Source organism: Microbacterium sp. LWS13-1.2 (assembly GCF_040144835.1).
GTDB lineage: Bacteria > Actinomycetota > Actinomycetes > Actinomycetales > Microbacteriaceae > Microbacterium.
In genome coordinates, this window is sequence record NZ_CP151632.1 from 377826 (window position 1) to 404794 (window position 26969).

Here is a 26969-nt window from a genome sequence, read left to right on the forward strand (position 1 = left end):
GGCTGACGCCTCCGCTGCGCGAATAGGCTGAGTCCATGCGCCAGAACCCGAGCTTCGCGATGTCGGATGTCGGCGAGATCCGCCGCCTCATCGAGCAGAATCCGTGGGTCACGCTGGTCAGCTCCACGGACGCTGGGCTCGTCGCCTCGCACTACGCGGTGCTCCTGGACGCCGACCGGGACGACCTCACCATCGTGGGCCACGTCGGCAAGCCCGACGACCTCATCCACGGACTGGGCGAGCGCGAGCTTCTCGTCGTCGTGCAGGGCCCCCACGGGTACATCTCGCCCGGCTGGTACGGCGACGCGCAGAGCGTGCCGACCTGGAACTTCGTCTCGGCGCATCTCACCGGCATCCCGGAGCTGCTGACGCCCGAGGAGAACCTCGAGGTGCTCGAACGCCTCGTGGCGCGCTTCGAGAGCGGCATGCCGCAGCCCCGGCTGATGTGGGCGCCTCCCAACGACCCCGAGTTCGTCCGTCGCCTGGAGAGAGGGACGGCGGGGTTCCGCCTCACAGCCACCCGGGTCGTCGGCAAGCGCAAGCTCAGCCAGAACAAACCCGACGACGTCGTCGAGACGGTGATCGTCGAGCTCGCGGCCGGTGCGAGCCCCTACGCCGATCGACGGCTGCCGGCCGAGATGCGCCGCGACCTCGAAACCCGGAAGGCGGCCCGATGACGTTCGCCCGCGGCGACGCCCCCGACGTGATCGCGAACGCGCGGCTGACCGGGTCTCAGCGCACCGACCCCTTCGGGTCCGACCCTGTCGACGTCCACCTGGCCGAGGGACTCGTCGTCGACATCGCGCCCGCCGGGGCGCTGCCACGGAGCGGGCGTGTGCTCGACGCCGGCGGCGGCTGCGTCATCCCCGGTCTCTGGGACCACCACGTGCACACCGTGCAGTGGGCGCTCACCGCGCAGCGCGTCGCTCTGGGTCAGGCGGAATCCGCCGCCCATGCGGCGGCGCTCATGTCGGCGGCGCAGACGATGGCCGACGGACGCCGCGTGGGCAGCGGGTATCGCGACGCCTTCTGGGGCGACGCGCCGGACCTCGCCGTCCTCGACGCGGCGACCGGCGAGGTGCCGACCTACCTCATCAACGCCGACGTGCACAGCGTGTGGCTCAACACCGCGGCTCTCCGCCGCGAGGGAATCGCGCCCGACGGCATCGGCGTCCTGCGTGAAGAGCCCGCGTTCGAGATATCGCGGCGGCTCAATGCCGTCGACGCGTCGGTGTCGGATCCGCTCGTCGCCCGTATGGCGCAGGATGCCGCCTCCCGCGGCGTCGTGGGGCTCGTCGATCTCGACATGGCGTGGAACGAGGACGCCTGGGTGCGCCGCCTCGCGAACGGCTTCGACGCCCTGCGGGTCGTGTTCGGCATCTACCCCGAGTTCCTCGACCGCGCCGTCGCGGAGGGACTGCAGACGGGCGATGTCGCCCGGGGTGCGGCATCCGACCTGGTCCGCGTCGGTCCGCTCAAGGTGATCACCGACGGCTCGCTGGGAACCCGCACGGCGGCGACGTCCCAGGCCTATCCGGGCGATCCGCACAACCACGGACTGCTGACGGTCCATCTCGCCACGCTGGTCGATCTGATGACACGCGCGACCGCGGCCGGCATCGCCTCCGCGATCCACGCGATCGGCGACGTGGCGAACTCCCACGCGCTCGACGCGTTCGCGGCGACGGGCGCGTGGGGCACGATCGAGCACGCCCAGCTTGTCGCTCACGCCGACATCCCGCGGTTCGCGCGTCTGGGCGTGGGCGCGAGCGTGCAGCCCGAGCACGCGCTGGACGACCGCGACCTCACCGACAGGGTCTGGGCGGGCCAGACCGCACAGGCCTACCCGCTGCGCGCTCTCGCCGACACCGGGGCGAACCTGCTGTTCGGGTCGGATGCGCCGGTGGCGCCGCTCGATCCGTGGGCGACGATGGCGGCGGCGGTGTTCCGCACGCGCGACGGTCGCGACGCCTGGCAGCCCGGGCAGCGAGTGGATGCCGCCACCGCGCTCTCGGCATCCACCCGCGGCGGGTCGACCGAGCCTGCTCGCATCGAGCCGGGCGACGTGGCCGACCTCGCGATCTGCGAGCGGGACCCGCTCACCGCCGACGAGGCGGGGCTCCGCGGCATGCGCGTCGGCGCGACGCTCCTGGCGGGACGCCTGACCCACCTGGCGTAAAGCCCTCCCCGCCGTGCGGGGGTCTTCCCCCGTACGGGTTCGGGAGGGGGTCGGATGCCGCCGCGACGCCGTCGTCGCGAGGCTGGATGCATGACCTTCCCCCCGTCCAGGCAGCGACCCCCGCAGCCGCCGTCCCCGCCCACCATGGCGCCGCCGAGCGCGACACCGCGTCGGCGACGTCGCCGGCGGCTCATCATCGTCCTCGTCGCGATCCCGCTGGCCGTCATCGCCCTCCTCATCGCCGCCGGCGGGATCTGGTTCGCCACCAACGCCGTGCGCGCCACGCCTCCCGCTGTCGGCGCGATCGACTTCCGCGCGCCGCTCGCGGTCCCACCGCTGGCGCCGTCGCATGTCGAGGACGGCGTGCGCGTCTTCGAGCTGACCGCCCAGGAGGGCCGCTCGTCGCTCGTTCCGGAGGGGCAGACGCCGACTCTCGGCTACGACGGCGCCTACCTGGGCCCCACGCTCGTCGCCGAGCGCGGGGAGCAGGTGCGCGTCGACGTGACCAACGGCCTCGCCGATCCGACGACCGTGCACTGGCACGGCATGCACCTTCCTGCCGCCATGGACGGCGGCCCCTACTCGCCGATCGCCGCGGGTGCCTCGTGGCAGCCGGAGTGGACGATCGACCAGCCCGCGGCCACCCTCTGGTATCACCCGCACCTGCACGGACGCACACGTGAGCAGGTCGACGCGGGGCTCGCCGGCATGTTCCTGGTGCGGGACGCAGAGGAGGCCGCGCTCGCCCTGCCCCGCGAGTATGGCGTCGACGATCTCCCCGTCATCGTGCAGGACCGCTCCTTCAACTCCGACGGGTCGTTCGCCGGCGGTCTCGGCATGCAGTTCGACGGGGTGCTCGGCGACACGATCCTGGTCAACGGCACCGTGGCGCCGTACCTCGACGTCACGACCGAGCGGGTGCGCCTGCGTCTTCTGAACGGCTCGAGCGCACGTATGTACGACTTCGCGTTCGCCGACGACCGCGAGTTCGCCCTCATCGGCACCGACGGCGGCCTGCTCGAGGCGCCCGTCACGGCGACAGACATCCCGCTGTCGCCGGGTGAGCGCGCCGAGATCGTGGTGTCCGTGAAGCCGGGGGAGCGCATCGTGCTGCGGTCCCTGGCGCCGGACCCGGCGCTCAACGCGGGTGCGGCCGGCTTCGACGTGATGGAGCTGCGGGCCGCGGCATCCCTCGCAGCCTCACCGGAGGTGCCGTCGCGGCTTGCGGACATGCCGGCGGCAGATGCGAGCGGTGCCGCAGCCGAGCGCGACTTCGTCATGTCGGGCCACAACATCAACGACCGGCAGATGGACCTGGGCCGCGCGGACGTCGTCGCCACCGTCGACACCAGCGAGGTGTGGACCGTGCGCAACGAGAATCCGCTGCCGCACTCGTTCCACGTGCACGACACGCAGTTCCGCATCCTCAGTGTCGACGGTGCCCCGCCGCCGGCCCGGCTCGCCGGCTTCAAAGACACGATCGCGCTCGAGCGCGACCGCGAGTACCGGCTGCTGGTGCGGTTCGACGACTACGCCGATCCGACCACTCCGTACATGTACCACTGCCACCTGCTGTGGCACGAGGACCAGGGCATGATGGGACAGTTCCTGGTCGTCGAACCGGGCCAGCAGCCCGACCTGAAGCGTCCCGAGGGAGACACCGATGACCGTCACGACCACTGAGCCGGCCGCGCTGCAGCCGGACGCGTCCCGACGACCCGTCAGCGGGTTCTGGGCCTCCTATGGGCGGGCCTGGATCCGTACGCCGGGCAGCGCCCTCTACCTCCTGGCGGTCTTCGTCCTCGCGATGATCTCGATCAGCGTGCTGGCCCCGCTGTTCTGGACGAGCGTCGGTCTCCTGGTCATCCTGATCGGCTTGCCGCTGGGGGTGCTCACCCTGCTCATCGCGAGAGGATTCGGCGTCGCCGACCGGTTCCTGCTGCTGCTCACTGGTCTTCCCGAGATCGAGGAGCCGGAGTGGAACCGGGACAGGTCGGACAGCACCGGCTTCTGGATGACGCTCACGCGACCCATCCGCAACGCGCATTACTGGCTCTACCTGGTGCACGGCATGATCGTGAGCCCCGTCATCAGCACCATCTCGTTCGCACTGACGACGGTGTGGCTGAGCATCGGCCTCGGCGGACTGACCTACTGGTTCTGGGGAGCGTTCCTCCCTCGCGGCGGCAGCGACGGCGCCGACGGCGAATGGGGTCGATTCGTCGCCGACTACCTGCCGTGGCTGTTCGGCGGATGGTCGAGCTGGGCTGTCGAGGTCACGCTGTACCTCCTCGCCGGCATCCTCTTCACGGCCACCATGCCGTGGGTGCTGGGCGGACTGGCCCGCGGTCACCACGCCGTCGCCAGGGGCATGCTCGGCCGCTGGAACTCCGATGACCTCGCCGCCGAGGTGCGCGCGGAGTCCGCCGCCCGCAGCGCCGCGGTGCACGCCGAGGACGTCGCCCTGCGCCGCCTCGAGCGCGACATCCACGATGGTCCCCAGCAGCGCCTCGTGCGCCTGCAGATGGACCTGGCCGCGCTCGAGCGCCGGGCCGAAGCCGGAGACGCGGATGCCGCCGCCGAACTCGCCCGTGAGGCCCGCGGCCACGCCAAGGCGGCACTCGACGAGCTGCGTGCGCTGTCCAGCGGGGTCGCGCCTCCGCTCCTTCAGGATCGCGGCCTCGCCGCCGCGCTCGACGCTCTGGCGGCCGGCTCGCCGTTGTGGGCGCAGGTCGAGATCGATCCGGCCATCGACCGGGCCGTGAGCCAGGAAGTGGCGCGGACGGTGTACTTCGTGGTGGCCGAGCTGATGACCAACGCCGTGAAGCATTCCGGCGCGACAGCCGCGACGGTGCGCGCGTCGCTTCGCCGCAACGCGGCCGGCGCGCCCACCCACCTCGATGTCTGGGTCGTCGACAACGGTCGCGGAGGCGCCGTCATCACGACGGGCCACGGCCTCGAGGGGCTGCGCGAGCGCGTCGCGGGCCTGCGCGGCGTCCTCGTCGTGACGAGCCCCGCCGGCGGCCCCACCTCCGTCGGAGCGCACATCCCGCTGGCGGTCGCGTCATGAACGATGCCTATTCTGAGGAGATGGCCGCCTCGCACGACTCCGCCGCGCTCCGCGTCGTCCTCTTCGAAGACTCGGTCCTGCTGCGCGAGGGGCTCGTCCGGCTGTTCGACGAGGCCGGCTACACGACCGCGGGCGCGTGGGGCGATGCGCAGGATGTCGTGGCGCGGGTCCGCGAGGCGCGTGCCGACGTCGCGATCCTGGACGTGCGCCTGCCGCCGGGCTTCCGCGACGAGGGGATCCGTGCCGCCCTCGCCGTACGCGCCGCCCTTCCCCACGTCGGCATCCTCGTCCTGAGCCAGTACGTCGAGGGCGTCTACGCGCGTGAGCTCCTCGCGGGCGGCGAGGGCGGGGTCGGCTATCTCCTGAAGGATCGCGTCACGTCCCTCGACGAGTTCACGGATGCCGTCCGCCGCGTCCGCGAGCGCGGCACGGTGCTCGACCCGCTCGTCGTGCAGGGGCTGCTGTCGGCCCGGCCCGACCCGCTGGCGGCGCTGACCCCGCGCGAACGGGACGTGCTCACGCTCATGGCGGAGGGACGCAGCAATGCCAGCATCGCCGAGCGGCTCTTCATCGGGGTCGGAGCGGTCGAGAAGAACATCAGCGCGATCTTCGCGAAGCTCGGGCTGGAGGAGTCGGGTACCGAGCATCGCCGCGTGCTCGCGGTCCTCGCCTTCCTGCAGCATCCCTGAGACGACGAAGACCCCCGGGACTCCCGGGGGTCTTCGTTCGAGATCAGGTCACTCGGCGAGGTGCGCGAAGAGGAACCAGCGGTCCTTCTCGAGCGACTCCTTGATGCCGATCGCGATGTCCTGGCTCGTCAGGTCGAACTCGTCCAGTCCGTCGATCGCTGCCTGGACGTCCGCGATGACGGTGTCCATGTCGGTGATCACGTTGCGGATGAGCGCGTCCCACTGCGTGAATCCGGCGGGTACGGCCGTCGCGGTCTTCTGGGCCACCGTGCCGACACGGGCGTCGACCGGCAGGCCGAGGGCGACGATGCGCTCCGCGGCCTGGTCCGCGCCATCCTGGGCGTGGGCGACGACCGAGTCGAGGAGCTCGTGGATCGCGATGAAATTCGCGCCGCGCACGTTCCAGTGCGCCTGCTTCCCGTTCACGGCCAGGGCCTGCAGGCCCAGGACGACGGGGGTGAGGAACTGCGCCGTCGCGGCGGCGACGTCGGGGTTCGCTGCGGTTGCGGGGGTGGTCTGGGTGTTCGTCATATCTGTCGCCTCCATCGTGCGGAGGGTCGCTCAGCTCGGCGATCGCCCTCCAGTGACTGCAACGCTACTCAGCGGGAGCCATTCCGCAAGCAAGACAAGGCTGGGCTAAACCGGCGAATCCGCGCTGTCGGTGCGGGCCGGACGCACGACAGCGGCTAACGTCGATTCGTGCCTTCCGCCGATCACGACCTCGGACCGCAGCATCTGAGCGTTCCCGCCAAGACCGTGACCCGCGAGCCTCGCGACCGCTCGCCCGAGCACGCCGAGCCATCCCGGTTCATCCCGCATGTGCAGGGACTCCGCGCGATCGCCGTCCTCTGCGTCGTGCTGTACCACTTCTGGCCCGGCCGCCTCACGGGCGGCTACATCGGCGTCGACATCTTCTTCGTCATCTCGGGCTTCCTCATCACGGCGCACCTGATGCGCGAGCTCACCGCGACCGGCACGGTCCGGCTCGGCCAGTTCTGGGCGCGCCGCGCGCGCCGCCTGCTTCCGGCATCCCTCCTCGTCCTGCTGTTCTGTGCGGTCGTCGTCATGTCGCCGTACCTCATGCCCACGTCGGCTCTGCCGAACGAGGTGCGCGAGATCCTGGCATCGACCTTCTACGTCGAGAACTGGTACCTCGCGCTGAACTCGGCGGACTACCTCAACCACGCGGGCGCGCCGACCACCGTCCAGCACTACTGGTCGCTGTCGCTCGAAGAGCAGTTCTACGTGATGTGGCCGCTCATCATGCTGCTGGCGGCGTGGATCGGCGTGAAGTGGTTCCGCGGCGAGCGTCGCCGCACGGTCATCGCCGCGCTCGGGGTCGTCACCGTGGTGTCCTTCGTGTTCTGCGTGGTCTTCACGATCACGAACCCGGCGCCCGCGTACTTCGTCACGTTCGGCAGGATGTGGCAGTTCGGCGTGGGCGCGCTGATCGCGCTCGTCCCGATGCTGAGGGTGCGCAACGCCCTCGGCAGCTTCGTGCTCGGCTGGGCCGGCATCCTGCTCCTGCTCTACGTCGCTTTCACGTTCGATGCCCAGACGCCGTTCCCCGGGTACATGGCGGCGCTGCCCACGCTCGGTGCCGCCGCGGTGATCGCCGCATCCAACACCGACCGATGGTGGTACCCGACGCGCATCCTCGCCATCCGCCCCGCGCAGTTCGTCGGCGACATCTCGTATTCGCTCTACCTGTGGCACTGGCCATTGATCGTCATCGCGCCGTCGGTGCCGTTCTGGGGTCTCACGATCTACCACCGCGTCGCGCTGCTGGGGCTGTGCTTCGTGCTCGCGTGGCTGACCAAGCGGTTCGTCGAAGACCCCGCGCGCGGCTGGAAGGTGCTGACCTCGCGGCGGCCACGGGTGACACTCTGGTCGGCCCTGGCCGCGATGATCGTCGTCGCTCTCGTCGCGAGCACCGCGTGGCTCGTCAACGTGCCGCTGTACAACCAGGGCACCCGCGACATCGCCGCGCTGCAGGTGAACCCGCCGGAGTGCTTCGGCGCGGCAGCGGTTCTCGACGCCTCCTGCGCCGGCGCCGACTTCGGCAGCGAGATCCTGCCCGCACCGGGGTTCGCCGGCATCGACCGCCCAGAGCACCCGCAGTGCTTCGTCCAGCTGACCGACTCGCGGCCGGTATCGTGCACCTTCGGCTCGGACGACGACGACGCCCCGCGCATCGCGCTCATCGGCGACAGCCACGCGTACCAGCTGCTCTCGACGTTCCAGCGGATGGCCGACGAGAACGGATGGCAGCTCGTCACCTGGTTCAAGGGCGCGTGCCCCTGGAACACGACGCCGCTGTCGACGCCTGGAGCCTTCGGCGCTGCGTGCACCGAATGGCGCGAGCGCGTGCAGAATGCGATCGACGGCGCCGACCTGGATGCCGTATTCACGGCGGCGCTGGCCACGACGCCGTATTCGTCCGCCGGGTACGACTCCTCCCACGACGCTGCTGTGGCCGGCTATCGCGAGGCGTGGAGCACGGTGATGGATCGCGGCATCCCCGTCATCACCGTCGTCGACAACCCGGTATGGGAGACCGACCCGAACAAGTGCCTCCGTACGCGCGACGTCGCGGAGTGCGACGGTGCCCGCTCGGACGTGCTCGTCGCCGACGACCCGCTCAAGGATGCGGCATCCGGTCTCGACACGGCGACGCTGCTCGACTTCACCGATGTCTACTGCGGCGCCGAGCTGTGCGCGCCGGTCGTCGGCGGTGCGAACATCTACCGCGACCAGGACCACGTCACGGTGACCTTCGCCGACACCCTCGCGCCCTGGTACACCGATGCCATCGAGACCGCGCTCGCGAAGAGAGGCCAGCCATGACGATCGCACCCGGAGCCTCGGTGCTCGCCGCCGCCGGGAGAACTCCCGACCTCGACCCCACGGCGTTCGTCGCCGCCGGCGCGCGCATCGTCGGGGGAGTGACCCTCGCCCCAGGCGCGAGCGTCTGGTACAACGCCGTGCTCCGCGCCGACGGCGACACGATCACCGTCGGCGCGAACAGCAACCTGCAGGACAACGTCTCGGTGCACGTCGATGCCGGCAAGCCCGTCGTGATCGGTGAGAACGTGTCGGTCGGCCACAACGCCGTCGTGCACGGCTGCACGATCGGCGACGGCTCGCTCATCGGCATGGGGGCGGTCGTGCTCAACGGCGCACGGATCGGATCGGGATGCCTCATCGCCGGCGGCGCGGTCGTGCTGGAGGGATCCGAGATCCCCGACGGCTCGCTCGTCGCCGGTGTGCCCGGCAAGGTGCGACGCGAGCTCACCGACGAGGAGCGCGCCGGCCTGCTCCAGAACGCCGAGCACTACCTGGCGCACGTGCGGGAGCACCTCGAGGCGAGTCCCGTGGTCTGAGCCCCGCACCGGCTGCGTGGGATCCCCGGACGGATCAGTCCCGCGGCTTCGTCGGCGGGTGGTGCTTGCCCCGGTGCACCTCGTAGAGGCGCACGTGTCCGGGCCACGCCGGGTCGTTCTCGATCGGCAGGTCGTCCATGAAATGCCGGATGACGTGCGCGAGCTGCCCGGGGTGACTGAAGTTGATCGCGTGCGCGGCGCCCTCCAGCATCACGACGAGCACGTGGCTGTCGGTCTGACTGGCGATCTCGTCGACGCGATGCGCGTGCGGCAGCAGCGGATCGCGTTGACCCAGCACGACGAGCGTCGGGATGTGCATCTCGAGCAGTCGCTGGAGTGACGGATACTGCGTGAGCGATCGGAACATGCGCACCGTGCTCGGCACGCCGAAGCGCACGTAGTCGGGCACCGCGACCCGCGCCATTTTGACCGGCTCTCTCGGTGCGTCCTGCGAGAGCTGCTTCATCGCCCGGCGCAGCGGCTGATTGAACAGTCCGCCGGCCGGGGAGACCAGCACGGCACGGTCGATCCTGTCGGGATATCGATGCGCGAATTCGATGATGACCGGGCATCCCATGGAGTTGCCGACGAGCGTCGCCTTCTCGACGCCTCGATCGTCGAGGAAGTCGAGCGCGGCGCGAGCGAGGTCGGGGATGTCGAGCATGTCCCGCCGCTTGCCGCTCCGGCCGAAGCCGGGCAGGTCGGGCACGTAGGTGTGGAACTCGTCGGCGAGCATCTCGGCCGTCGGCAGCAGGTAGCGGCCCGACAGCCCGAAGCCGTGCACGTGCGCCATGACGCGAGGATCGCGGGACGGCCGCGGCGACTCGCGATAGAAGACGTCGACGTCGTCCATGCGCGTCCACTTCTCGGCGAGGCTGGATGCCGGGCGGCGCGGCAGCTTCTTCGGCGGTCCCGGTTGCGGGGCGGGGGTCGTGCTGCTCATCGCGGCTCCTCAGCGAGTTGGGAACGGTGCTGCTGTCAGTCTGCCCGCTGCGGCGCCGGCGCAATAGCGCGGATCGCGTGTACACGAGGGCCCCCAGCGGCGGCGGCCCCGCCCGTCGCTCGCGCTCGCAGCACCGCCCTGTGCGCGTCTCGCCCGGGCCAGTATGGTTGCCCCGTGGGAGCCTGTGAGGAGCGCCTGGATCCTGTCAGCTGCCGGCTCGACGTCGTCGTCACTCTGCTGGAGAGCCAGAGTCGAGTGGGGCTGATCGCCCTCGTCGTCGCGCTCATCTCGGCTGCGGTGGCCACGGTGCTGGCCGTAGCGGCACTGCGGGCGTCGTCGGCTGCGAATCGGCTGGCCGCCCAGAACGTGGACCTCATCCGCCGGTCCGAGCGGCGGCGACTCGTCGATGCGCTCGAGGGCTACCGGGCATCCCGCGCCAAGGACATGGGTCTCGGGCAGCGCAGCGGCATTCGGCACTACCTTCCCCTCGCGCGAGGCATCATCGCCGAGATCGACGAGCCCAACGCCGAGGTGCTGACGGGCTGGCTCACGACGGCGATCGACACGATCATCGACGATCCCGATGCCACAGAGCGCCGCCTGGACCGGCACCGCCTCCGGATGGAGTTTCCTCCCGTCGCGGCGTCGTGGCTGAGCCACCCCGAGACGTTCCGCCCCCAGCCTTTCCTCCGGCGGTCCGAGCAGCAGGCGCGCAGTCGCGGGGCGGGCGATGGGTCCGGGTGACCGTTCGGACGGCATCCACGCGAAAGGCCCGCCGAACGCCTTCGGCGGTACGTCGGGCCCCGTGGAGGGGATGACGGGAATCGAACCCGCACCATCAGTTTGGAAGACTGAGGCTCTACCATTGAGCTACATCCCCGTGCGCCCGCGAACGGGCACCGCCCAATCGTAGTACATCGCGGCGGTCATCCTTTTCCGACCCGCAGCCCCGACGCGCGGCTGAGGGAAGGAATGCTGCGATGGAACGCACGGGCAGGCAAGTGGTCGAAGCGCTCGTGGCGACGCTCAACGCCGGCGAGATCGGCGGAATGGACGATCTGTTCCACGACGACGCCGTCATGGAGTGGCCGCAGTCCGGGGAGCGCATCGTCGGCGCCGCCAATCGCCGCGCGATCTACGGCGCCTTCCCGCGCCTTCCGAGCATCTCGCCCCGGCGGCTCACCGGCGAAGGCGACATGTGGGTCCTGCAGGCAGATCTGGACTATGGCGACGGCGATCCCTATCAGACGGTCTTCCTCTTCGAGCTGCGCGACGGTCGCATCGCGAAAGAGACCGCGTACTGGACGAAGCCGTTTCCGGCTCCCGCCTGGCGAGCCGCCTGGGTGGAGTCCATCTGAGGCCCGCGCAGGTAGGGCACGGGCAGGTCGGCTAGACTTCTCGGGGCCGAAAGGCGCACGCACGCGTGCGAACCCGCCCGGGGCGTAGCTCAGCTTGGTAGAGCGCCCGCTTTGGGAGCGGGAGGCCGCAGGTTCAAATCCTGTCGCCCCGACATCACGGCCCTCAGAATTCCGAACCCAGACCTTCAACTGCCGCGTCCTCGCGCGGTCCGATAGAGGAGAAGTACAGGCATGGTGAACAGCACCGTCGAGAAGCTCAGCCCGACCCGGGTGAAGCTACACATCACGGTCAGCCCCGACGAGCTCAAGCCGTCGATCAAGCACGCGTACGAGCACATCGCGCAGGACGTGCAGATCCCCGGCTTCCGCAAGGGCAAGGTGCCCGCACCGATCATCGACCAGCGCATCGGGCGCGTCGCGGTGCTCGAGCACGCCGTCAGCGAAGGCCTCGACACCTTCTACCGCGAGGCCGCTGCGGCGCACGAGCTGCGCGTGCTCGGCCGCCCGTCGGCCGAGGTCACCGAGTGGCCGAATGAGAAGGACTTCTCGGGCGACCTCGAGGTCACCGTCGAGGTCGACGTGCGCCCCGAGTTCGACCTTCCGTCGTTCGAGGGCACCACCGTCGAGGTCGACGCCATCGAGGTCGACGAGGCCGCCATCGACGAAGAGCTCGACCGCCTGCGCGCCCGCTTCGGCACGCTCGTCACCGTCGACCGCCCCGCCGCCACCGGCGACTTCGTGGAGCTCGACCTCGTCGCCACCATCGAGGACGCCGAGATCGACCGCGCCGAGGGCGTGTCGTACGAGGTCGGCTCGGGCGAGCTCCTCGAGGGCATCGACGAGGCGATCGACTCCCTGACCGCCGGTGAGGACACCACGTTCCGCTCGAAGCTCGTCGGCGGCGACCACGCCGGTGACGAGGCCGAGGTCTCGGTGACCGTCAAGGCCGTCAAGGAGCGCGAGCTTCCCGAGGCAGACGACGACTTCGCTCAGATCGCGAGCGAGTTCGACACCATCGCCGAGCTGCGCGACAGCCTCAAGGAGCGCGTCGGCCAGCAGGGCGCGTTCACGCAGGGCTCGGCCGCGCGCGACAAGCTGATCGAGACGCTGCTCGAGCAGGTCGAGATCCCCGTTCCGCCGCAGCTCATCGAGGACGAGGTGCACAACCACCTCGAGGGTGAGGGTCGTCTCGAGGACGACGTGCACCGGGCCGAGGTCGCCGAAGCGAGCGAGAAGCAGTTCAAGACGCAGATGCTCCTCGACAAGATCGCCGAGACGGTCAACGTGCAGGTCTCGCAGGACGAGCTCACGCAGTACCTCGTGCAGTCCGCCGCCCAGTACGGCATGGCTCCGCAGGAGTTCGTGAACGCGCTGCAGGAGGGCAACCAGCTCCCCGCCATGATCGGCGAGGTCGCCCGCAACAAGGCTCTGGCCGTCGCGCTCGGCAAGGTCACCGTCGTCGACACCAACGGCAACCCGGTCGACCTCAGCGGCTTCGTCGCCACGGAGGACGAGGCCGCGGACGAGGAACAGGTCGTGGAGGAGGCGGAGGAGATCGCGGATGCCGCGGCCGACGCCGACGCCGTGATCGAGGCCGAGGAGGCCGCGAAGCCCGCCAAGAAGGCTCCCGCGCGCAAGCCCGCCGCCAAGAAGGCCGCCGAGGCCGCCGACGCCGACGAGGCCGCCGCTGAGAAGGCTCCGGCCAAGAAGGCGCCCGCGAAGAAGGCTCCGGCGAAGAAGGCTGCCGCCGCCGAGTGACGCGAGCTTGGGCCGGCACTCGCGCAGTGACCGATTGAGACAAGAGGACGGATGCCGCGGCATCCGTCCTCTTGCGTCCGGCGCCCGCTCTGCCCAGGGCGAACACGGGCGGGTCGCTCGTGGCGCGCCGGTAGATTCGATGGCGACCCAAGGAAACAGGAGTACACATGGCCGAACCACTTGTCGCGACCAGCGTCTTCGACAGGCTGCTGAAGGACCGCATCATCTGGCTGGGGTCGGAGGTGCGCGACGACAACGCCAACGAGATCTGCGCGAAGATCCTGCTGCTCGCCGCTGAGGACTCCGAGAAGGACATCTACCTCTACATCAACTCGCCCGGTGGGTCGATCACGGCCGGCATGGCGATCTACGACACCATGCAGTTCGTGCCCAACGACATCGTGACCGTCGGCATCGGCATGGCGGCGTCGATGGGGCAGCTGCTGCTGACCGCCGGCACGAAGGGCAAGCGCTACATCACGCCCAACGCCCGCGTGCTGCTGCACCAGCCGCACGGCGGCTTCGGCGGGACCTCGAGCGACATCCAGACCCAGGCCCAGCTGATCCTCGACATGAAGAAGCGACTCGCCGAGATCACGGCGTCGCAGACCGGCAAGACCGTCGAGCAGATCAACGCCGACGGCGACCGCGACCGCTGGTTCACGGCCCCCGAGGCGCTCGATTACGGCTTCGTCGACCACATCCGCGACTCGGCCCTCGACGTCATCGGCGGCGGCGGCACCGCCGGAACCGCGAGCTGACGGCACCCGAAGGCGAAAGAGAGAGAACCCGAATGCAGACCCCCACCTTCGGCGGCGCGCCGCTGGCACCTCAGGGCCTCCAGATGCCCGGCAGCCGCTACATCCTGCCGCAGTTCGAGGAGCGCACGGCTTACGGCTACAAGCGCCAGGACCCGTACAACAAGCTGTTCGAGGACCGCGTGATCTTCCTGGGCGTCCAGGTCGACGACGCGTCGGCGGATGACGTCATGGCCCAGCTCCTCGTGCTCGAGAGCCAGGATCCCGACCGCGACATCATCATGTACATCAACTCGCCCGGCGGCTCGTTCACGGCGATGACTGCGATCTACGACACCATGCAGTACGTGTCGCCACAGATCCAGACGGTCGTGCTCGGTCAGGCCGCCTCGGCGGCTGCCGTGCTGCTGGCGGCCGGCGCCCCCGGCAAGCGCCTCGCGCTGCCGAACGCCCGCATCCTGATCCACCAGCCCGCCGTCGGCGAGGCCGGGCACGGTCAGGCGTCCGACATCGAGATCCAGGCCGCAGAGATCCTGCGTATGCGGACGTGGCTCGAGGAGACGCTCGCGAAGCACTCGAACAAGACGCAGGCAGAGGTCAACAAGGACATCGACCGCGACAAGATCCTCTCCGCCGAGGAGAGCGTCGCATACGGTCTCGTCGACCAGGTGCTCACCACGCGCAAGCGCGGCCAGCAGGCGGCGCTGACGAAGTAGTCGTTTCGACAGCAGCGGTTCTTCGACGCCCCGTCGTCCGGATTCTCCGGCGGCGGGGCGTCGTCGTGCTCCCGGGTGCCTCGTCCGCTCAGCGCGAAACCGACGATTCCACAACGTGCGTCGCAATGCCGCCGCATGTCGGCGTCAGCTATTAGGCTCGGAGAACAGCTGGGGGGCTTGCCCCGACGTCACGAGGAGGAGCGGCATGGCACGCATCGGTGAGAGCGCCGACCTGTTCAAATGCTCCTTCTGCGGGAAGAGTCAGAAGCAGGTCCAGCAGCTGATCGCAGGACCGGGCGTCTACATCTGCGACGAATGCGTCGAACTCTGCAACGAGATCATCGAAGAACGCATGGCCGAGTCCTCATCGGGCGTCGTCGCAGACTTCGATCTGCCCAAGCCCCGCGAGATCTTCGCGTTCCTCGAGGAGTACGTCGTCGGTCAGACCGACGCCAAGCGGGCACTGTCGGTCGCCGTGTACAACCACTACAAGCGCGTCCGCGCGCACGGCACGATCCAGTCGGCTGAGCAGCGCGCCGATGAGATCGAGCTCGCCAAGAGCAACATCCTCCTGCTGGGCCCCACGGGCTGCGGCAAGACCTATCTGGCACAGACGCTCGCCAAGCGTCTCAACGTGCCGTTCGCCGTCGCCGACGCCACCGCACTCACCGAGGCCGGCTATGTCGGCGAAGACGTCGAGAACATCCTCCTCAAGCTGCTGCAGGCCGCCGACTTCGACACGAAGCGCGCCGAGACCGGCATCATCTACATCGACGAGGTCGACAAGATCGCCCGCAAGGCCGAGAACCCGTCGATCACCCGCGATGTGTCGGGCGAGGGCGTCCAGCAGGCGCTGCTGAAGATCCTCGAGGGAACGGTCGCGTCGGTGCCGCCCCAGGGCGGGCGCAAGCACCCCCATCAGGAATTCATCCAGATCGACACGACGAACGTGCTCTTCATCGTCGCCGGCGCCTTCGCCGGTCTCGAAGACATCATCTCGTCGCGCGTCGGCAAGCACGGCGTCGGATTCGGCGCCTCGCTGCACCGCAAGGACGAAGACCTCCACCTTTTCGGCGACGTGCAGCCCGAAGACCTCCACAAGTTCGGGCTGATCCCCGAGTTCATCGGCCGACTGCCCGTCATCGCCTCGGTCTCGCCGCTCGATCGCGAAGCGCTCATGGAGATCCTCACCGAGCCGAAGAACGCACTCGTGAAGCAGTACCACCGCATGTTCGAGCTCGACGGCGTCGCACTCGAGTTCGACCGTGAGGCGCTCGAGGCCATCGCCGACCTCGCCGTGGCTCGCAAGACGGGCGCTCGCGGCCTGCGCGCGATCCTCGAGGACGTGCTTGGCCCGATCATGTTCGAGATCCCCTCGACAGACGACGTCGACAAGGTCGTCGTGACCCGAGCGGCCGTCGAAGAGGGCGCCCTTCCCACGCTCGTCCTGCGGGAGAAGCGCAAGAGCGCCTGACCATCCTCCCCTCACGCATCACTGTGGGGTCCCGTGCCAGCATCGAAGCGTGCACCTTCGCGCGGATGCGGGAAGCCATGCGGAGCGTACGGGAGCGTGTCGGGGGTGCCGAGTAGCTTCGGCGTGTGAGCAGCCAGCGCCCCTTCTCGATCCAGGTGCCCGATTCCGAACTCGACGATCTGCGAGAGCGTCTCGCGCGGTTCCGGCCGCTGCCGGACTCACCACGCCGGCCGGAGTCCGGCATGAGCGCCGACTACCTCGCCGAGCTCGTCGCGACGTGGCGCACGTGGGACTGGCGGGGCCGCGAACAGTGGCTCAACCGGCATCCGCAATTCCTCGCCGAGATCGGGGACAGCACCGTCCATTTCGCCCACCTGCGTTCCGACCGCGATGATGCGCCGGCCCTGCTGGTCATGCACGGCTGGCCGCACACGTTCGCACTGCAGCTGGATTTCGCCGACCTGCTGCCCGATTTCCACGTCGTCGTGCCGAGCTTTCCCGGCTTCGGCTACTCCTCGGCCTACACCGACGGGCCGGTCACCGAGGTCCGCCTTGCCGCCACGATGCACGCGCTCATGACGGATGTGCTGGGTTACGAGAAGTACCTCACGTACGGCGAGGACGTGTCGGCCAACGTGAACGATCTGATCGCCGGCTCCTATCCCGACGCGGTGAGCGGCGTCATCGTGACGCACTCGCACTTCCCGTCGATGGCCGAGCGTCCGAAACTCACGGCGCCCGACGAGGTGGCGTTCTTCGCGCGCCTCCAGCAGTGGGGCGGCGCCAACGGCGCGTACGGTCACGTGCAGGCGACGCGCCCCGACACTCTGGCGGCGGCGCTGAACGACTCCCCGGCAGGGTTGATCGCCTGGCTGGCTGAGAAGCTGGTCGAGTGGAGTGACACGCCTCCGGCGGATCCACGGGCGGTCGAACGTCGCATCTCGCGGGAGCGCATCCTCACCGAGGCGATGATCTACTGGACGACGCAGAGCATCGGCTCCTCCTTCCGCCCGTACTACGAGGGCGCCGACCAGCCCGATGAGATGCCGCCGGTCTCGATTCCGGCATCCGTGTACATCCAGCGTCACGAAGGCGACTATCCGGAATCGCTCGCGCGGCGTTTCTACCGTGACCTGCGCACCTTCGAGCGCCTCGATGAGGGAGGGCATTTCGCGGTCGCCGAGGTGCCCTCGGTCATGGCCGAGCGGGTGCGCGCGTTCGCGCGCGAGCTGGACCTCGTCTGACGTTGTTCGGCGGCGGAGCACTCGCTGCCTCGCTGCTCACCATGGCCGTTTTCGGCCAGTCGCGAATGGCCGCAAAGGGCGACGCGCCCGTCATGCCGACACGCGTCTACTCGAAGCATGTCAGCACTCGCACTCTCATCCCACGACCACGACTCGCCGGTGACGCTCCCGGCTGCCCTGTCGCGCACGGCCGAATATGCCGAGCCGACCGGAACGATCTTCCTCGATCGACGGCTGAACGGTCCGCGCCGCTCCGCCAACGGCGGGTTCGCCGCCGGCTCCCTTGCACAGCACATCGACGCGGAGACGGTCACCGTCGTCCTGCATCGTCCGATCCCGCTCGGCCTCGAACTTCCGGTCGTCGGGGATGGGCGCGGTGGGGGAGTGGTCCACCATCGTGGCCGGCTGATCGCGCTGGCCCGACCCGGTCAGCTCAGCGACTCCCCGGCACCGCCTCCGCCGACGTACGACGAGGCGCTGCTCGCGCGGTCGCGGTACCCGCTGGCAGGCGTGCGGCATCCGCTCGCGGACTGCGTGGTATGCGGCGTGGACCGCACGGACGGCATGCACGTGACCCTCGGCCCGCTCGAGGGCACTGCCGGCCGCCTCGCGGCACCGTGGAGTGTCGATACGCGGATCTCGCACGCCGGCACTGCCGACTATCCCGCCGTGTGGGGCGCGCTCGACTGCCCGAGCTACCCCGCCCTCGCGCTCGAGAATCGCATCCTGTGCCTGCTGGGCACGATCACCGCCCGTGTGGAGCGCCGCCCGCGCGTCGGGGAGCACCTCGTGATCCACAGCTGGACGCGTGAGCAGCACGGCCGGCGGTACGAGACATCGGCCGCGATGGTCGACAGCCGTGGGGCACTGGTCGCGCGCGCCGACGCGACGTGGATCGCTGTGAAGCATCCACGCGTCGCGGCCCTCGCGGCGTGGCGCTGGTAGCGGCATCGGCGGAGGGATGGCCGATTCCGGCCACTCCCCGCGGGCCGGACCGTGACCCATACTGATGTCGTGTCCACCGTCCGCTACGCCTGGTCGGGTTCCGACGACGTCGCGTGGTCGGAGATGGGCGCCGGCGCGCCGCTGCTCATCGGCGGCTGGTGGATGAGTCATCTCGAACGCGATTGGGAGTACGGGCCCTTCCGCACCTTCGTCGAGGCGATGGCGCGTCACCGGCGCGTCCTGCGCATGGACACACCGGGGAGCGGGTTGTCGAGGACCAGGCCGGAGACGCCCGACAGCCTGGAGCCGCACGTCGATGCGATGAAGGCGGTGCTCGATGCCGCCGAGGCCGAGCAGGCCACGCTGTTCGCGGGGTCGTCCGGCTGTGCGATCGCCGTGGAGTTCGCGGCCCGCCACCCGGAGCGTGTGCGTCGCCTCGTCCTCTCGGGAGCGTACCTGGACGGGTCATCGATCGCCTCGCCCGGCGACCGCGCCGCACTGGTGGAGCTCGTGCGCAAGAGCTGGGGGGTGAGTTCCCGCGTGATGTCCGACATCTTCTACCCTGACGCGACTGCGGAGCAGCGCCGCGCCTTCGCGCGTCACCAGCGTTCGACGGCCACCGCGGCGGCCGCGGCAGCCGGACTGCAGGCCGTCTACTCGTTCGACGCGCGCGCCGCGGCGCCACAGGTGCGGGCACCGACCCTGGTGTTGCACCGGCGGGGGGACCGGGCCATTCCCCTCGCGCTGGGCGCCGCCACGGCGGCCGCGATCCCGGGCGCGCACGTGGAAGTGCTCGAGGGCTCCGATCACCACCCGTGGCACGGCGACGCGAGCGCGTTCCTGCGACGGGCGCTCGCCTTCGACGCGGTCGCTGAGGAACAGCTCGGCGGCGACCTCGTCCTACCGCCCGCGATGGCGGCGCCGGATGGAGCGAGCGCGAAGACGTCTCCGATCTCCGCACGGGAGCGCGAGGTGCTCCTGCTGATCTCCCAGGGCAAGACGGACGCGCAGATCGCGGCAGAGCTGTTCCTCAGCGTCCACACGGTGCACCGGCACGTCGCCAACGCGCGCACCAAGCTCGGAGTGCCCTCGCGAGCAGCAGCGGCGGCATGGGCGATCGCCCACACCGCCGCTCCTTAGGCGGATCTAGCCGGCGAGGCCGCGGCGCTCCAGCAGCGGCTGGATCTCCGCATCCCGCCCGCGGAAGTCCCGGTAGGCCTCGAGCGGATCCTTCGATCCGCCGACGCCCAGGAGGCGGCCTCGGAAACGATCGCCGTTCTCCCGACGCAGGCCGCCGTTCTCACGGAACCACTCGACGGTGTCGGCGTCCAGGACCTCGCTCCAGATGTAGGAGTAGTAGCCCGCGCTGTAGCCACCCGAGAACACATGCGCGAAGTACGTCGACGAGTACCGCGTCGGCACGACAGGGTTGTCGAGACCGATGTCGGCCAGGGCCGCGGCCTCGAACGCAGCGACGTCGAGGTCTGCCGACACCTCGTCGACGGAGAGCGCGTGCCAGGCCTGGTCGAGCCACGCCGCCGCAAGGTACTCGCTCGTCGCGAAGCCCTGGTTGAACGCCTCCGAGGCGTGCAGCTTCTCGACGATCTCGGTCGGGAGCGGCTCATCCGAGTCGATGTGGCGGGCGTACGAAGCCAGGATCTCTGGCCAGTAGATCCACATCTCGTTGACCTGGCTCGGGAACTCGACGAAGTCGCGGTAGACGTTGGTGCCCGCGAAGTGCGGGTACGTCACCGTCGCGAACAGGCCGTGGAGCGCGTGGCCGAACTCGTGGAACAGCGTCGTCACCTCGTCGAGGCTCAGAAGCGTCGGACGCCCCGCTGCGGGCTTCGGGACGTTCAGGTTGTTGACCACGATGGGCTGCGTGCCGCGCAGGCGCGACTGCAGGACGATCGAGTTCATCCACGCGCCGCCGCGCTTCGTGTCGCGGGTGTACAGGTCGAGGATGTAGAGCCCGAGTGCCGATCCGTCGGCGTTGTGAACCTCGAAGACGCGCGTATCGGGGTGATAGCCGCCGAGATCGCCGCGCTCGGTGAAGGTGATGCCGTAGAGATCGCTGGCCGCTCGGAACACGCCGTCCTGAAGTACGCGCTCGGCCTCGAACCACGGGCGCAGCGCAGACCGGTCGAGGTCGTACTCCGCCGCCCTCACCTTCTCGGTGCAGAACGCCCAGTCGTGCGCTTCCAGGGGGAACGGGTCGCCACCGGCGTCGATGATCGCCTGCAGCTTCTCCTGCTCCCTGCGCGCGTTGCGGGCTGCGGGCACCGCGAGCTGGCGGAGCAGGTCGTGCACTGCTGCGGGGGAGCCCGCGGTCTCGTCCGACGTGATGTAGGCCGCGTGCGAGTCGTAGCCGAGGAGCGCCGCGCGCTCTGCGCGCAGGCGCACGATCTCGAGCAGAGTGGCTCGGTTGTCGTGCTCGTTGCCGCGAGATCCGCGGGAACGGGATGCCGTCAGCAGTCGTGCACGAGATTCCCTGTCGGTGAGGCTCGAGAGGTAGGGGTGGCCGGTGAAGAGCGTCAGTGTGACGACCCACTTGCCGTCGAGGCCGCGATCGGACGCCGCCTGTGCCGCTGCGGACAGCTCGCCCTCGGAGAGTCCGTCGAGCTCCGTCGCGTCGTCGAAGACGACCGCCAGGTCGTTCGTGTCGGCGAGCAGGTTCTTCTCGAACTGCGTGGTGAGGGTCGAGAGGCGCTGGTTCAGCTCGATGAGGTGCTTCTTCGCCTCGTCGTCGAGGCCGGCGCCGGCGTGGGACATCTCCGTGTGGTGGCGTTCGACGAGATACCGCTGCTCCGGCGTGAGGTCGAGCTGATCGAGCTGATCGTGGATCGTCTTGATGCGCCAGTACAGCGCCGAGTCGAGCTGGATCGAGTCCTGGTGGGCCGACATCAGCGGCGCGAGCTGCTCCTCGATCTGCTGGATGTCGTCCGTCGCGTCCGCCGATGACACCGTGTAGAACGTCCGTGCGACATCGCCCAGGAGACGCCCGCTCTCCTCGAGCGGGACGAGGGTGTTCTCGAACGTCGGCATGGACCGCACCCGGGTGATCGCCGAGACCTCGGCGGTGTGTGCCGCGAAAGCCTGCTCGAACGCGGGCAGATAGTGCTCGGGGAGGATCGCGGCGTAGTCCGGAAGCCCGTAGGGGAGTGAGCTGGGCGCGAGAAGCGGGTTGTCGTTCGGCATGGCGTCCAGCCTAGTCACGCAGCCGCGCATGCCGAGATCTCTTTGCAAACACATGATTGCAAAGAAATCCTTGCAAAGAGTTCTTTGCATCGCTACTCTGGAGACATGGCAGAGAACGAGGAGCAGCAGGCGGATGCCGCAGCCCGCAGCGAACAGCGACACAACGAGGATCGTGTCCTCGACTCCGGCGCCCTGCGCGCACTCGCGCACCCCCTCCGCGTGAGGATCTACGACATCCTCAGCCAGTACGGCCCGCAGACGGCCAGCTCCCTCGCCGAGCGGCTGGGCGAGTCCAGCGGCTCGACGAGCTACCACCTGCGCGCACTCGCCAAGCAGGACCTCATCCGGGAGGCCCCCGATCGCGGCACCGGCCGCGAACGGTGGTGGGAGCGTCCGGTCGGGGGCGTGTCGTTCGCCAACCCCGACGCGATGTCCACTCCGGCCGGCCGTGCCGCGACCCAGGTGGTCATGAACGAGTTCCTGCGCAACCGCAACGATCAGCTGCTCGAGTTCGTCAACCGGGGGATCGGCGGTGAGGACGAGCTCTGGCAGGACGGCACGCTCATCTCCACGGCCACGGCGCGACTCACACCCGAGCAGAGCAAAGAACTGACTCTCAAGATCATGGCCCTGATCGACGAGGCCGTGGACAACTACCGCAACCAGACCGGCGAGAACGTACGCCCCGTCACCATCCGGGCTGACGTCTTCCCGCTTCCGCAACTAGGAGGACAGTCATGACCACCATCACGGCAGGCGAACTCGCGGCACGCGGCTTCGATGCATCCGCCACACGATTCGACCGCGCGCTGCTGCGCGCGGCATCCGCGATCGACGCATACGTGATCGCGCGCGTCGAGCGGCGGGACGGCGCCGAACGACGCGGCGCACTGGCCGCACAGACCGCCGTGAGCGGCGCACGGCGCGACGCCGAGGCGCTCGCGGCGACGGGGATGCTCCCGCGATGAGCGAGAGCATCGACACCGTCGAGCGGCCGGGGTCGCCGGCCGGGCGGGCACGCACGGTCCCGCTCGGCCGCGACTTCGGCAAGCTGTGGACGGCTGCGGCGTTCAGCAACCTCGCGGACGGGGTCGGCCGCGTCGCCGTCCCGCTGATCGCGACCACGCTCACCCGCGACCCGCTCGCGATCTCCGCGCTCAGCGCCCTGGCGTTCCTGCCGTGGCTCGTCTTCGGACTGCCTGCGGGCATGATCGTCGACCGGTTCGATCGCCGATGGGTCATGGCGATCGCCAATGGCCTTCGCGGGCTCGCCGCAGTCGGGCTCGCCGCGCTCACGGTCACGGGCGCCATCAGCATCTGGTGGCTGTTCGCCGGCGTGCTCGTGTTCGGCCTGGGGGAGACGCTCTTCGACAACGCGACCAACTCCATCGTCCCGAGCGTCGTGCAGCGCCCCGCGCTGGACCGCGCCAACGGCTGGCTGCAGGCAGCACAGATCACGATCGACAGCTTCATCGCCGCTCCCATCGGCGGCGTCCTGTTCGCCGTCGCGCTCGCGCTGCCGCTCTGGGTCGGGGCCGCGGGCTACCTCATCCCCATCGTCCTCGCGGTGATGCTGCCGCTGTCGGCCGCGCGCCCGTTGCGGGCCGAGGCTCCGACGGGCAAGAGCGCGGCGTCGACGGCAGAGGCCGCGGTCGCCGCCGGCGAGCCGCTCGCAGCGGCCGATATGGACGCCGACGTCGAGGCGAGCGCCGAGATCGAGGCCCCGGAGACCGCCGCACCGGCGAACGTGTCCGCCCGCGAAGCCCTCGTCTATCTCTGGCGGCACCGCTTCCTCCGGTCGATGGTGGTCTTCACCTCCATCGTGGGCTGCGCGTTCGCCTTCGCCCAGGCGCCGGTGTTCCTCTACTTCCTCGATGTGCACGGTGTCGCGCCGGCCGCCATCGGGCTCGTCACCGCCGGGATCGGGCTGGGCGGCCTCGGCGGCTCGCTGGTCGCGGCGTCGCTCGTCACGAAGTTCGGACGCGGCAAGGTCATGCTCGGCGCCAACATCGTCGCTGCGGTCGGACTCGCGGGAGTGTGGGCCGCGCCGGAGGCGATCTCGGCGACCATCGCGTACGCCATCATGGCGGCAGCGGTGTCGATCTGGAACGTGCCGTGGGGCGCCCTACGTCAGCGGATCGTGCCAGGGCACCTGTTCGGCCGCGTGCTGGGCATCAGCCGCACGCTGACGTGGGGCATCTTCCCGTTCGCGACGCTCCTCGGCGGCTGGGTGGCGCGCATCGATCTGCGACTGCCGTTCCTGCTCGCCGCCGGTGTCACGCTCGTCGCGACCGCGGTCGCCGTCCGGCTGCTGCTCTCTGCCTCGACGCACAACGCGCCGGAGGAGTGAGCCCAGGCCTACCCGAAGCCGTCGTCCGGATCGTTCCGAGCGACGGCTTCGCCGTCGGCGTCGAGCGTCACGATCGCCCCGGTGTCGAGCTCCGCGATCGGCTTGCCCTCGAGCCAGGTGAGGGTCCAGCGCGGCCGCGGCTGACCGAGCTGGTCGCCCGGGATCGTCTCGTCGACGGAGCGGATGCCGCGGCGCAGCGCCTCAGGCACCGCTTGAGGTGGTTCGTCGCCCGAGGTCCAGCGCGTTCCGAGCTGCATGTCACGCCTCCTGGGGGACGAGTTCGATCTCCGACACCGACAGGGCGTCGGCCTCCGCATAGGCGATCTCGGCGATGCGCCCGACGGCCTTGAGGTCGCCCTCCGCGAGTCGCAGCACCGCGATGGCCTCGGCCGGAGCTGCGATCGTGACCTGCGACACCTCCGCCTTCTGCGACACCTTCGCCTCGGTCTTCGCGCGGCGCACTCCGATGAGCGCCTCGCCGACGATGCTGAGCACCGCCGGGTCGCCCTCGATGCCGAGTGGCTCCGGCCACTCGGCGTTGTGCACCGAGCTGTCGTTGAACCACGACCACGATTCCTCGGCCGCGAACGCGAGCACCGGGGCGAACAGGCGCAGGAGCGTGGACAGCGCGATGCGCAGCGCGAGCGCCGCGGACGGCTGGCCCACGTCGGCCTGGTTGTAGGCGCGCTCCTTGACCAGCTCGAGGTAGTCGTCGCAGAAGGTCCAGAAGAACGACTCGGTGACCTCGAGCGCACGGGCGTGGTCGTAGGCGTCCAGCGCCTTGGTCGCATCGCGCACGACCGCGTCCAGGGCGGTGAGCATCGAGGCGTCCAGCGCGTGGGTCACCTGCGCGTCCGCGGGTACGGGGAACGACAGCACGAACTTCGCCGCGTTGAGCACCTTGATCGCGAGGCGACGGCCGATCTTGACCTGCGTCGGGTTCTGCGGGTCGAACGCCGCGTCGGTGCCGAGACGGCTCGACGCCGCCCAGTACCGCACCGCGTCCGAGCCATGCTGCGAGAGGATGTCGGCCGGCGTGACGACGTTGCCCTTCGACTTCGACATCTTCTTGCGGTCGGGATCCACGATGAAGCCCGAGATCGCGGCATCCGTCCACGGCGCGCGGTCGTCCTCGAGGGCGCTGCGCAGCAGCGTCGAGAACAGCCACGTGCGGATGATGTCCTGGCCCTGCGGGCGCAGGTCGAACGGCGCGACGAGGTTCCAGAGCTCGGGATCGCGCTCCCAGCCGCCGGCGAGCTGCGGCGTCAGCGACGAGGTCGCCCAGGTGTCGAAGATGTCGTTCTCACCCTCGAAACCGCCCGGCACTCCGCGCTGGTCGGCCGTGTACCCGGCCGGCACATCGGTCGAGGGGTCGACAGGCAGCGATGCGTCGTCGGGTCTGATGACGCGGTCGTAGTCGCGCTCGCCGTTCTCGTCGAGGGCGTACCAGACCGGGATCGGCACGCCGAAGAAGCGCTGACGCGACACCAGCCAGTCCCCGGTGAGGCCGTTCGTCCAGTTCTCGAAGCGCACCCGCATGAAGTCCGGGTGCCACGACATCGAGGCGCCGAGCGAGATGAGCTTTTCGCGCAGCGCCTCGTCGCGAGCGCCGTTGCGGATGTACCACTGGCGCGTCGAGACGATCTCCATCGGGCGATCGCCCTTCTCGTAGAACTTCACCACGTGCGTGAACGGCTTCGGGTCGCCGATGAGCTCGCCGGACTCCTGCAGCAGCTCCACCACGCGCTTCTTGGCGGAGAACACCGTCTTGCCGGCGAGCTCGGCGTACGCCGCCTTGCCGCCATCCGTTGTGATGGCGTCCGGTGCGTCCGGAACGATACGCCCGTCCAGGCCGAGGATGGTCCGGTTCGGCAGGTTCAGCTCACGCCACCAGATGATGTCGGTCACGTCGCCGAAGGTGCAGATCATCGCGATGCCCGAGCCCTTGTCGGGCTGGGCGAGCGGGTGAGCCAGCACCGGCACCTCGACGTCGAAGAGCGGGGTGCGCACGGTGGTGCCGAAGAGCGGCTGGTAGCGCTCGTCGTCGGGGTGCGCGACCAGCGCGACGCAGGCCGCGAGCAGCTCGGGACGCGTCGTCTCGATGTGCACATCGCCCGAGCCGTCCGTCTTGTGGAACGCGACGCGGTGGAAGGCGGCGGGCTGCTCGCGCTCCTCGAGCTCGGCCTGTGCGATCGCCGTGCGGAAGTCGATGTCCCACATCGTGGGCGCGAGGTCCTGGTAGGCCTCGCCGCGCTCCAGGTTGCGCAGGAACGCCCGCTGGCTGGTGCGGATCGTGTCGTCGGAGATGGTGCGGTATGTCTGCGTCCAGTCGACGCTCAGTCCCAGCTGGCGGAACAGCGCCTCGAAGTGCTTCTCGTCCTCGACGGTGAGCCGCTCGCACAGCTCGATGAAGTTGCGGCGGCTGACGGGCACCTGGTCGGCGGCGCGGCTGGACTTGTTGTCGCCGCCCTCGAACGGAGGGGTGAAGCCGGGAACATACGCCAGCGACGGGTCGCAGCGCACGCCGTAGTAGTTCTGCACACGACGCTCGGTGGGCAGGCCGTTGTCGTCCCATCCCATCGGGTAGAACACCGTCTTGCCGCGCATGCGCTCGTAGCGCACCTTGAGATCGGTGTGCGTGAACGAGAAGACGTGTCCGATGTGGAGACTGCCCGACGCGGTCGGCGGGGGAGTGTCGACCGAGTACACGCCCTCGCGGCCCACCTCGGCGGCGCGAACGCGATCGAACAGGTACGTGCCCTGCTCGGACCACGCGGCATCCCACTTGTCCTCGAGGCCCTCCAGTGCGGGCTTGTCCGGAATCGGTCCCTGTGCGGGGCGGCCGTCGGTCATGCGGAACTCCTCGAGCGATATGTGCGGCACTGTGTGAGCGTGCCTGAGTGT

24 protein-coding genes and 2 tRNA genes are annotated in these 26969 nt (G+C 69.6%); 20 read left to right on the forward strand and 6 right to left on the reverse strand.

Features of this window, described 5'->3' with window-relative positions; genetic code table 11:
- The first annotated feature begins 35 nt into the window (after nt 1–35).
- The 5 genes from MRBLWS13_RS01815 to MRBLWS13_RS01835 all read left to right on the forward strand — a co-directional run bounded on the left by MRBLWS13_RS01815 (nt 36) and on the right by MRBLWS13_RS01835 (nt 5938).
- On the forward strand, nt 36–677 hold the full coding sequence (locus tag MRBLWS13_RS01815) for an FMN-binding negative transcriptional regulator (protein ID WP_349427384.1): 642 nt from the start codon (nt 36–38) through the stop codon (nt 675–677).
- Nucleotides 674–2179, forward strand: a complete 1506-nt coding sequence (locus MRBLWS13_RS01820; protein ID WP_349427385.1) for an amidohydrolase family protein — start codon at nt 674–676, stop codon at nt 2177–2179. Before MRBLWS13_RS01815 ends, MRBLWS13_RS01820 begins: the two co-directional genes overlap by 4 nt.
- A 90-nt stretch (nt 2180–2269) precedes the next feature.
- On the forward strand, nt 2270–3862 hold the full coding sequence (locus MRBLWS13_RS01825) for a multicopper oxidase domain-containing protein (protein WP_349427386.1): 1593 nt from the start codon (nt 2270–2272) through the stop codon (nt 3860–3862).
- Entirely contained in the window at nt 3843–5249 is a 1407-nt protein-coding gene (locus MRBLWS13_RS01830; RefSeq protein ID WP_349427387.1) for a sensor domain-containing protein, read from the forward strand. The genes MRBLWS13_RS01825 and MRBLWS13_RS01830 overlap by 20 nt, the downstream gene beginning before the upstream one ends.
- Nucleotides 5250–5269: 20 nt before the next feature.
- Complete coding sequence (locus tag MRBLWS13_RS01835; protein ID WP_331905627.1) at nt 5270–5938, forward strand: response regulator transcription factor; 669 nt, start codon at nt 5270–5272, stop codon at nt 5936–5938.
- 48 nt (nt 5939–5986) lie between these two features.
- Here the strand turns inward: MRBLWS13_RS01835 and MRBLWS13_RS01840 are convergent, their stop codons facing one another.
- The gene (locus MRBLWS13_RS01840) at nt 5987–6469 is read right to left on the reverse strand and encodes a DNA starvation/stationary phase protection protein (RefSeq protein ID WP_163630393.1); all 483 of its coding nucleotides are present in this window, start codon (nt 6467–6469) and stop codon (nt 5987–5989) included.
- 168 nt (nt 6470–6637) lie between these two features.
- On the opposite strand from MRBLWS13_RS01840, the gene MRBLWS13_RS01845 reads away from it, so the two are divergent.
- Together MRBLWS13_RS01845 and MRBLWS13_RS01850 are read left to right on the forward strand one after the other, a co-directional pair.
- The gene (locus tag MRBLWS13_RS01845; RefSeq protein WP_349427388.1) at nt 6638–8785 is read left to right on the forward strand and encodes an acyltransferase family protein; all 2148 of its coding nucleotides are present in this window, start codon (nt 6638–6640) and stop codon (nt 8783–8785) included.
- Nucleotides 8782–9321, forward strand: a complete 540-nt coding sequence (locus MRBLWS13_RS01850) for a gamma carbonic anhydrase family protein (protein WP_349427389.1) — start codon at nt 8782–8784, stop codon at nt 9319–9321. The genes MRBLWS13_RS01845 and MRBLWS13_RS01850 overlap by 4 nt, the downstream gene beginning before the upstream one ends.
- Before the next feature lie 34 nt (nt 9322–9355).
- Here MRBLWS13_RS01850 and MRBLWS13_RS01855 read toward each other — a convergent pair whose 3' ends face one another.
- Nucleotides 9356–10264, reverse strand: a complete 909-nt coding sequence (locus tag MRBLWS13_RS01855) for an alpha/beta fold hydrolase (protein WP_349427390.1) — start codon at nt 10262–10264, stop codon at nt 9356–9358.
- 174 nt (nt 10265–10438) lie between these two features.
- Here MRBLWS13_RS01855 and MRBLWS13_RS01860 point away from each other — a divergent pair, with 174 nt between their 5' ends.
- Nucleotides 10439–11008, forward strand: coding sequence for a hypothetical protein (locus MRBLWS13_RS01860; protein ID WP_349427391.1), 570 nt, complete (start codon nt 10439–10441; stop codon nt 11006–11008).
- Between the two features lie 62 nt (nt 11009–11070).
- Here the strand turns inward: MRBLWS13_RS01860 and MRBLWS13_RS01865 are convergent.
- A tRNA-Gly gene (locus MRBLWS13_RS01865) sits at nt 11071–11144 on the reverse strand.
- Between the two features lie 100 nt (nt 11145–11244).
- Here MRBLWS13_RS01865 and MRBLWS13_RS01870 point away from each other — a divergent pair.
- From MRBLWS13_RS01870 to MRBLWS13_RS01910, 9 genes are all read left to right on the forward strand, one after another.
- Nucleotides 11245–11622 (forward strand): nuclear transport factor 2 family protein, encoded by a 378-nt coding sequence (locus MRBLWS13_RS01870; RefSeq protein WP_349427392.1) that lies wholly within the window; start codon nt 11245–11247, stop codon nt 11620–11622.
- Between the two features lie 78 nt (nt 11623–11700).
- Nucleotides 11701–11774: transfer RNA gene (locus MRBLWS13_RS01875), tRNA-Pro, on the forward strand.
- A gap of 79 nt (nt 11775–11853) precedes the next feature.
- Nucleotides 11854–13380, forward strand: coding sequence for a trigger factor (gene tig, locus MRBLWS13_RS01880; protein WP_349427393.1), 1527 nt, complete (start codon nt 11854–11856; stop codon nt 13378–13380).
- Between the two features lie 167 nt (nt 13381–13547).
- Nucleotides 13548–14141, forward strand: a complete 594-nt coding sequence (locus MRBLWS13_RS01885; RefSeq protein WP_349427394.1) for an ATP-dependent Clp protease proteolytic subunit — start codon at nt 13548–13550, stop codon at nt 14139–14141.
- 32 nt (nt 14142–14173) lie between these two features.
- Nucleotides 14174–14854, forward strand: a complete 681-nt coding sequence (locus MRBLWS13_RS01890; RefSeq protein ID WP_308867092.1) for an ATP-dependent Clp protease proteolytic subunit — start codon at nt 14174–14176, stop codon at nt 14852–14854.
- A gap of 205 nt (nt 14855–15059) precedes the next feature.
- Nucleotides 15060–16328, forward strand: coding sequence for an ATP-dependent Clp protease ATP-binding subunit ClpX (gene clpX / locus MRBLWS13_RS01895; RefSeq protein ID WP_349427395.1), 1269 nt, complete (start codon nt 15060–15062; stop codon nt 16326–16328).
- 125 nt (nt 16329–16453) lie between these two features.
- Entirely contained in the window at nt 16454–17572 is a 1119-nt protein-coding gene (locus tag MRBLWS13_RS01900) for an epoxide hydrolase family protein (RefSeq protein ID WP_349427396.1), read from the forward strand.
- A 117-nt stretch (nt 17573–17689) separates the two neighbouring features.
- Nucleotides 17690–18517 carry a hypothetical protein gene (locus MRBLWS13_RS01905; RefSeq protein WP_349427397.1) on the forward strand — a complete coding sequence of 276 codons (828 nt, stop codon included), beginning with the start codon at nt 17690–17692 and terminating at the stop codon, nt 18515–18517.
- Nucleotides 18518–18586: 69 nt separating this feature from the next.
- Nucleotides 18587–19657: an alpha/beta fold hydrolase gene (locus tag MRBLWS13_RS01910; RefSeq protein WP_349427398.1), complete on the forward strand. Its 1071-nt coding sequence runs from the start codon at nt 18587–18589 to the stop codon at nt 19655–19657.
- Nucleotides 19658–19663: 6 nt separating this feature from the next.
- Here MRBLWS13_RS01910 and MRBLWS13_RS01915 read toward each other — a convergent pair whose 3' ends face one another.
- On the reverse strand, nt 19664–21715 hold the full coding sequence (locus tag MRBLWS13_RS01915; RefSeq protein WP_349427399.1) for a M3 family metallopeptidase: 2052 nt from the start codon (nt 21713–21715) through the stop codon (nt 19664–19666).
- A gap of 105 nt (nt 21716–21820) precedes the next feature.
- Between MRBLWS13_RS01915 and MRBLWS13_RS01920 the strand changes: the two genes are divergently transcribed.
- The 3 genes from MRBLWS13_RS01920 to MRBLWS13_RS01930 are packed head-to-tail and all read left to right on the forward strand — an operon-like array spanning nt 21821 to nt 24065.
- On the forward strand, nt 21821–22456 hold the full coding sequence (locus tag MRBLWS13_RS01920; protein WP_349427400.1) for a helix-turn-helix domain-containing protein: 636 nt from the start codon (nt 21821–21823) through the stop codon (nt 22454–22456).
- The gene (locus tag MRBLWS13_RS01925) at nt 22453–22683 is read left to right on the forward strand and encodes a hypothetical protein (protein ID WP_349427401.1); all 231 of its coding nucleotides are present in this window, start codon (nt 22453–22455) and stop codon (nt 22681–22683) included. The genes MRBLWS13_RS01920 and MRBLWS13_RS01925 overlap by 4 nt, the downstream gene beginning before the upstream one ends.
- Complete coding sequence (locus tag MRBLWS13_RS01930; protein ID WP_349427402.1) at nt 22680–24065, forward strand: MFS transporter; 1386 nt, start codon at nt 22680–22682, stop codon at nt 24063–24065. The genes MRBLWS13_RS01925 and MRBLWS13_RS01930 overlap by 4 nt, the downstream gene beginning before the upstream one ends.
- A gap of 8 nt (nt 24066–24073) precedes the next feature.
- Here the strand turns inward: MRBLWS13_RS01930 and MRBLWS13_RS01935 are convergent, their stop codons facing one another.
- On the reverse strand, nt 24074–24322 hold the full coding sequence (locus MRBLWS13_RS01935) for a hypothetical protein (protein WP_349427403.1): 249 nt from the start codon (nt 24320–24322) through the stop codon (nt 24074–24076).
- 1 nt (nt 24323) lies between these two features.
- Nucleotides 24324–26918 (reverse strand): valine--tRNA ligase, encoded by a 2595-nt coding sequence (gene valS / locus MRBLWS13_RS01940; protein ID WP_349427404.1) that lies wholly within the window; start codon nt 26916–26918, stop codon nt 24324–24326.
- Nucleotides 26919–26969 lie beyond the last annotated feature (51 nt).

What these genes read in the sequence shown, in the direction of transcription:
- MRBLWS13_RS01815 (WP_349427384.1), top strand. Translation starts at nt 36, where the DNA reads ATGCGCCAGAACCCGAGCTTCGCGATGTCGGATGTCGGCGAGATCCGC.
- MRBLWS13_RS01820 (WP_349427385.1), top strand. Translation starts at nt 674, where the DNA reads ATGACGTTCGCCCGCGGCGACGCCCCCGACGTGATCGCGAACGCGCGG.
- MRBLWS13_RS01825 (WP_349427386.1), top strand. Translation starts at nt 2,270, where the DNA reads ATGACCTTCCCCCCGTCCAGGCAGCGACCCCCGCAGCCGCCGTCCCCG.
- MRBLWS13_RS01830 (WP_349427387.1), top strand. Translation starts at nt 3,843, where the DNA reads ATGACCGTCACGACCACTGAGCCGGCCGCGCTGCAGCCGGACGCGTCC.
- MRBLWS13_RS01835 (WP_331905627.1), top strand. Translation starts at nt 5,270, where the DNA reads ATGGCCGCCTCGCACGACTCCGCCGCGCTCCGCGTCGTCCTCTTCGAA.
- MRBLWS13_RS01840 (WP_163630393.1), bottom strand. Translation starts at nt 6,469, where the DNA reads ATGACGAACACCCAGACCACCCCCGCAACCGCAGCGAACCCCGACGTC.
- MRBLWS13_RS01850 (WP_349427389.1), top strand. Translation starts at nt 8,782, where the DNA reads ATGACGATCGCACCCGGAGCCTCGGTGCTCGCCGCCGCCGGGAGAACT.
- MRBLWS13_RS01855 (WP_349427390.1), bottom strand. Translation starts at nt 10,264, where the DNA reads ATGAGCAGCACGACCCCCGCCCCGCAACCGGGACCGCCGAAGAAGCTG.
- MRBLWS13_RS01870 (WP_349427392.1), top strand. Translation starts at nt 11,245, where the DNA reads ATGGAACGCACGGGCAGGCAAGTGGTCGAAGCGCTCGTGGCGACGCTC.
- tig (WP_349427393.1), top strand. Translation starts at nt 11,854, where the DNA reads ATGGTGAACAGCACCGTCGAGAAGCTCAGCCCGACCCGGGTGAAGCTA.
- MRBLWS13_RS01885 (WP_349427394.1), top strand. Translation starts at nt 13,548, where the DNA reads ATGGCCGAACCACTTGTCGCGACCAGCGTCTTCGACAGGCTGCTGAAG.
- MRBLWS13_RS01890 (WP_308867092.1), top strand. Translation starts at nt 14,174, where the DNA reads ATGCAGACCCCCACCTTCGGCGGCGCGCCGCTGGCACCTCAGGGCCTC.
- clpX (WP_349427395.1), top strand. Translation starts at nt 15,060, where the DNA reads ATGGCACGCATCGGTGAGAGCGCCGACCTGTTCAAATGCTCCTTCTGC.
- MRBLWS13_RS01905 (WP_349427397.1), top strand. Translation starts at nt 17,690, where the DNA reads ATGTCAGCACTCGCACTCTCATCCCACGACCACGACTCGCCGGTGACG.
- MRBLWS13_RS01915 (WP_349427399.1), bottom strand. Translation starts at nt 21,715, where the DNA reads ATGCCGAACGACAACCCGCTTCTCGCGCCCAGCTCACTCCCCTACGGG.
- MRBLWS13_RS01920 (WP_349427400.1), top strand. Translation starts at nt 21,821, where the DNA reads ATGGCAGAGAACGAGGAGCAGCAGGCGGATGCCGCAGCCCGCAGCGAA.
- MRBLWS13_RS01925 (WP_349427401.1), top strand. Translation starts at nt 22,453, where the DNA reads ATGACCACCATCACGGCAGGCGAACTCGCGGCACGCGGCTTCGATGCA.
- MRBLWS13_RS01930 (WP_349427402.1), top strand. Translation starts at nt 22,680, where the DNA reads ATGAGCGAGAGCATCGACACCGTCGAGCGGCCGGGGTCGCCGGCCGGG.
- MRBLWS13_RS01935 (WP_349427403.1), bottom strand. Translation starts at nt 24,322, where the DNA reads ATGCAGCTCGGAACGCGCTGGACCTCGGGCGACGAACCACCTCAAGCG.
- valS (WP_349427404.1), bottom strand. Translation starts at nt 26,918, where the DNA reads ATGACCGACGGCCGCCCCGCACAGGGACCGATTCCGGACAAGCCCGCA.